Origin of the sequence: Thalassotalea sp. PLHSN55 (genome assembly GCF_052030545.1) — a bacterium.
Taxonomy (GTDB): Bacteria; Pseudomonadota; Gammaproteobacteria; order Enterobacterales; family Alteromonadaceae; genus CANMXU01.
On sequence record NZ_JBPDIH010000020.1, the window covers coordinates 1 to 5,345 of the forward strand.

Annotated in this window: 7 protein-coding genes; all 7 read left to right on the top strand. The window is 37.0% G+C overall.

Features of this window, described 5'->3' with window-relative positions; genetic code table 11:
- The first annotated feature begins 40 nt into the window (after window positions 1-40).
- Complete coding sequence (locus ACRRSQ_RS20420) at window positions 41-235, top strand: hypothetical protein (protein WP_440877625.1); 195 nt, start codon at window positions 41-43, stop codon at window positions 233-235.
- Window positions 235-1,431, top strand: coding sequence for a replication initiation factor domain-containing protein (locus ACRRSQ_RS20425; protein WP_440877626.1), 1,197 nt, complete (start codon window positions 235-237; stop codon window positions 1,429-1,431). The genes ACRRSQ_RS20420 and ACRRSQ_RS20425 overlap by 1 nt, the downstream gene beginning before the upstream one ends.
- A 2-nt stretch (window positions 1,432-1,433) precedes the next feature.
- Window positions 1,434-1,784, top strand: coding sequence for a DUF1293 family protein (locus ACRRSQ_RS20430; RefSeq protein ID WP_440877627.1), 351 nt, complete (start codon window positions 1,434-1,436; stop codon window positions 1,782-1,784).
- Between the two features lie 331 nt (window positions 1,785-2,115).
- Window positions 2,116-2,358 (top strand): hypothetical protein, encoded by a 243-nt coding sequence (locus ACRRSQ_RS20435; RefSeq protein WP_440877628.1) that lies wholly within the window; start codon window positions 2,116-2,118, stop codon window positions 2,356-2,358.
- 91 nt (window positions 2,359-2,449) lie between these two features.
- Entirely contained in the window at window positions 2,450-4,108 is a 1,659-nt protein-coding gene (locus tag ACRRSQ_RS20440; protein ID WP_440877629.1) for a hypothetical protein, read from the top strand.
- 12 nt (window positions 4,109-4,120) lie between these two features.
- Window positions 4,121-4,441, top strand: a complete 321-nt coding sequence (locus ACRRSQ_RS20445) for a hypothetical protein (RefSeq protein ID WP_440877630.1) — start codon at window positions 4,121-4,123, stop codon at window positions 4,439-4,441.
- A 2-nt stretch (window positions 4,442-4,443) separates the two neighbouring features.
- Window positions 4,444-5,345, top strand: a 902-nt coding sequence (locus tag ACRRSQ_RS20450; protein ID WP_440877631.1) for a zonular occludens toxin domain-containing protein, incomplete at its 3' end; no start/stop codon positions are given.

Here is a 5,345-nt window from a genome sequence, read left to right on the forward strand (position 1 = left end):
ATTGTATGCAAATAACATCTGAAAGGGAATTTATCAGGATATGCAAATTTATTACGACGATGAAGGGCAAATGGGAGTGAATGTTACTTATCACCTAAACGGTGAAAAGCATCACGACTATTTTTCATCTATGTATAAATTTAATTCGTGGATTAATTACGAGTGTTTAGGTGCTGAAGTTATAGAAGTAACTAACGAAAATTATCCATCACTTTGTGAGCAAGGATTGTTGTAATGGATACTCGCAAGGTTTACACGGAAAGTGAACAATTCGACCAAGAATTCCTACAGAGTTTTCAGGAACTCGATTCTGGTTATGAGTTGGCAGAACGTTTAATCAATAAGCGTATTGTTGCCAAAAAAGAAAGCGTCACAATTGACCATTTAGGTTTTACTTTTCCACTTTCATCTTTGCGTCATTGCCATAAAGCGGGTTTTGCAGGTTTTACCTCTAAGTCACAGCCTTACTTTCCGTTACCACCAAAAGTAGATGTTTTAGAGGGTAAAGATGCGGAAGAAATACAAGCTCATTTGCTACATGTTAAATCTCAGTTAGCAGAATTCTATGTTGAAACATTGAAAGTATTTGTTGACCACGTTTTAGGTTTTTCTGTTGAAGCTCCACGCGGTAAAGGTTTTCACGGTTATAAAGATTCAATGACAATGCGTTCTTCAAATGGTGTTGAAGTTGGTTTCATTGGTATTGGTGGTCAGAACGATACTGCATATTTTCAAATTACTGGTCAGGGCTGCAAGCATCTATTTAGTAAGTCATCACCTTTTAGAATTCATCATTGGTTGCATACCGTTTTAGGCATTACCCATTTATCTCGCATAGATTTAGCAAGCGACGATTATGACGGTAATTTCGATTGTGATTATGCTGAAACTGCTTATTTGGATGGTGCTTTTAGGACAGGCAAGGGCGGCAAAATGCCAGTAATCAAACCTTGTCATGAATATGTTTATAACGAAAAAAGACAAAAGGTTTTTGACGTTGAAATGATTGCAATCGGTAAACGCACAAGTCCTGTTTATTGGCGCATTTATAACAAAAAATTAGAGCAAGGTTTAGACGATGAGAACCTGTCTTGGTATCGCAATGAAGTAGAGCTCAAAAAATGGAATGTTGATTGTTTACTTGATGTTGATGCCGCTTTTGCAGGTATTTGCGCCTTTGCTCAATCGATGGAAAAAACACAAGGTATTCGCACAAAGTCTATGACTAAAGCAAAGGTTGCTTGTCTGGACGTTGCTTCCAGAGTTAAGTGGTTTCGTCATTCAGCAGGTAAAGCGCTTGGTGATATTTTAGAAGCTTTCGAAGGTGATTTAGAAAAAGCTTTCGGCTTATTACTGCCCGATGATACAGGGCAAAAACTAGGCATTCCGCCAACGTATCAAAAACTAATTAATCATGTAACGGAGATATAACGATGTCTAACAAAATTATTTTATGTGGCTTACAAATTACTAGCTTTCCTGAAAGCAAAGACCCATCAGCTGAAAAAGCTGAATTACTTATGCTTTACCCAATGGAAAATGTAAATGCACCAAAATTCAAACGCAAGGCTGTAGGCCAGTCAACCGAAACACCTTTTGGTAAGAGTTCGCTTAACATTAACACTCATTACGCACATAAATTAATTGATACCGGGGCTTTTGTTTCGAACAAGGAATATGAGTTGGTCGTTGGTTTCAATACCGATACTTTTGAAAATGAAATATCGGCTATTACACCAGTTGACCAGCAAGTCAAAAAACACTTTGATGAATGCATGAAGTAAGGTTTTTGTCATGGACGACTTTAATAAAAAACTAGATTCAGCTTGGTTTATTTTAAAAAGGAAAAACAAGTAATGACTGATGCTCAATTCGATTTATTAATTCAAATAATCGTTATCGGGTTAATGGTTTTTTCTTTTTACTCTGGCTTTAAATCAGGTGTTCAAAAATGATTGATCCAACTGTTTCCTCTGTAATTGGTAGTTGTCTTTTTATTTGGCTTACTGGTTACGGAATAGGAAAAACATGGTCTTTTTTAGAGACTATTTTCAAAAAAGCTACTGGAACATATTAGTTCTCAGGGCATAACTTTAAACTTACAAGGGTTTTATTATGAATACATTACGTTCTTGGCGTGGAAAAACTATTGCTGTTGTTGGTACTGGTGCAACTGTCGTTGCAGGTTCTGCAAATGCTGCTTTAGACGGTACTGCTGTAACAGCTTTAGAGACTGAAGTTTTAGCCGATGTTGCTACTGCTTCTGGTGCGGGCTTCACTGTTTTTACAGTAGTTATTGCGACTAGTGTTGGATTTGCCTTATTAAGCAAGTTCATTAACAAAGGCGCTAACGGCTAATAGTTAATATTTAATTAAAAGCGTGTAGGTCAGTGCGCGGCCTTGTGTCCGTACGACCTATGCGATTTTAATTTTATATAAGTGAGGCTCTATGCTTGTTTCATTATTTAATTTATTACTAAAATCTCCTTTATTTTCATTAATTTTTTCCATCACATTAATTTTTTTATCTGCTTCTGCTTTTTCTGCAAACTACAATAATTTCAAACCTCTTAACAATAAACTTGGTCGCTATGCTCCTACGCCATATTCACAGGCAACTATGCGTGGTGCAGTTCTTGTTAATGATTCAAAATTTGCTATTGCTCGAATAAATCCAAAATCAGCGCTTGCATTAGGTCGTCAGTTAGCTACAAGGCACCCTTTAGCTATGGCTGGTATGGCTGCACTTACTTATTATCAGGATGATGATTTTAATTGGATGGAGGAACCCGAATTAAGTGGTGAACCACCATCATATCAACCTAAAAGTGATTTACAGTCTGTAGTTGTACGTAGTTACGGAGATAAAATTCCGCCATTGAAGGAAGTATCGTTAGTGTTAACCGATAACCCTTGTGGTGATTTTTTTGGTAACTTACCAATTCCACATTATACTGCTGATTTTGTTGATTATTCATACATTAAGCAAGATGGTGATTTGACTTATGATATCACTTGTACTTATCAGGATATCGAATATAAATTTAATCCGGATACTGGAGGCCATGATATTGAGGAAGTTCATGGCGTCCTTGTTAAAGAAGCATGGATTCATTATGAGGACCAAGATATTCTAACTTGTCCACCTGATAATAACTCAAGTGCAACATATCCTAATATTGATGATGATGGAGAAACTGTATCTTGTTCTGACCCTTCCGTTATTGATAAGTATTTACCAAAACCCATTGATTTAGACAGCGCCTCAGCTAAATATGCAGATGATTATTTAACACAATGGCATAATGAGTCGATTAACGAGTTAAAGGGGTGGGAACCTTATACAAAATCAACAGGTGAAATCGAACCTGAATATATCGAGTCTTATAATCAGCCAGGGGTTAGTGAAACCTTTAATGAATACTTAAAACATGTTGCTTCTGGTAACTATCAAACGTCAGACCCTAACGCACCAAATTATGTTCCTGCCGATATGGTTGTTCCAACACAAGTCGCTATTTCTGCTGCTACTAATGGCGAATCATTTGTTGACCCGACTACATCCGAAGTTAAAAACCCTGAAACCATAACCGATGGTGCTGCTACTAAAGCTCCTGCGCCTGATGGTTCAGCCGCCAACCCATTTCATGTTACTGGTGGCGGAGGTGGCGGAGCTGTTCAAGTTGAAGTTGTTATTCCTGAAGATGACACTATTTCGCAGACTGAATATGAAGAATCAAACGCTAAATTCTTTCAACAATTTGCTAATGCTGCGGTAAACACACAAGCTGAAACTGATGGTATGTTGCAAACTGCTGTCGATGGTGACGGGGCATTTATTGATTCATTAACACCTGATGTTGTTGACGCGTCCGGCTTGCCTGATTTCCCTGTTATTGCAGACTTATGGTCTGTTCCTACTGGTGCTTGTGTTCCTTACACTTCCGAGGCATCGATAGCAGGTAATATGAGAATTATTACTTATGACAAACATTGTCCAACATACAATGCTGTTGTTCATCCTTTGTTGGTTTGGTTTTTGTATATTTCAACTGCTTTGTACGTTATTCATTTAGCAGGCAGAACGTTTAAATCCACAGTCAGTTAATAGGTTTTTGTTATGGGTGTTATCGTTACTTTTTTTACAACAATGTTTTCTGGTGTCACAGGTTTAATTGGTCTTTTCTTAGCTAGAAAAGCAACTTTTTCACTCGCTTACATCGGTATTTATATTGTTTTGTCTGGTTTGTTTATAGCAACAATTTCCTCTTTGCTTGGTGGCATTAGTGCGTCAGCTCCGTCTAATAGTTTGCTGTCTGCCGGACTTTCTTTATTGCCAAGTAATGCGGCTCAATGTGTTGGTGTTATATCAGCAGCTCATGTGGCTAGTTATATTTTTGTTATGAAGAACAAGTTATTAAATTTAAAAGTTAAGGCGTAATTATGGCGGCATTTTTTGAGGGTTCGCGCGGCTCTGGCAAATCTAAATATTCTGTTGAACGTATGCAAAATAGGCTGAAATCAGGTAGGGCGGTTGCTACTAATTTAGATTTATTTCTTGATGAACTTTGGCCAGAAAATCCCAAGGCACATTACACTAGATTGCCTGATTTTCCACGTTCATCTGATTTACTTTTGCTTGGTAAAGCTTATCCAGAGCTTGATTATGATGACCCTACAACTTACGACGATAAGAAATTTGGCTGTGTTGTTTTAGATGAACTCTTAACATCGTTTAACTCTAGAAACTGGAACGACCCAGACAGAATAGAAGTAGTTAATTGGATTGTTCAGTCTCGTAAACATGGTTGGGATTTATGTTTAATTGGTCAGTCGATTGATGCTATCGATAAACAGATTAAAGAAACCGTTATTGATGAACTTTATAGTTTCCGTTCATCATTAAATTTGTTCCCTGGTCTTTTTTGGAAAATGCTAATAGCTCCTTGGTTTAATAAGTTAGTGCCTAAGTTTCATATGTGTACTAAGTACGATGGTAGAAAAAAAGATAAAAAACAAAAGATAGGCGGTGACCATTTTAGGCGTAATGACTTACACAAATGCTATAAAACAGGTCAGCAATTTAAAAAAGATGTGAAAATTGTTGTTTCTGATAATGGCAAAAAACCTAAAGAAATTGATTTAAGGGCGACTTATACGGTTTTGCATCCTCATTACTTTGGCGCTCCTAAGCAAGATGAATTTAAAAAGGTTGCTGGCACTAAGGAAGAACCTAAAAAAATAGTCAAACAAGACAGTTCAATTATGCTTTTTGGAATATTGCTTTTTGCATTTTGTGGTTACTATTTCATTAATAATTGGTCGACTCAACAACAGGCCATGAA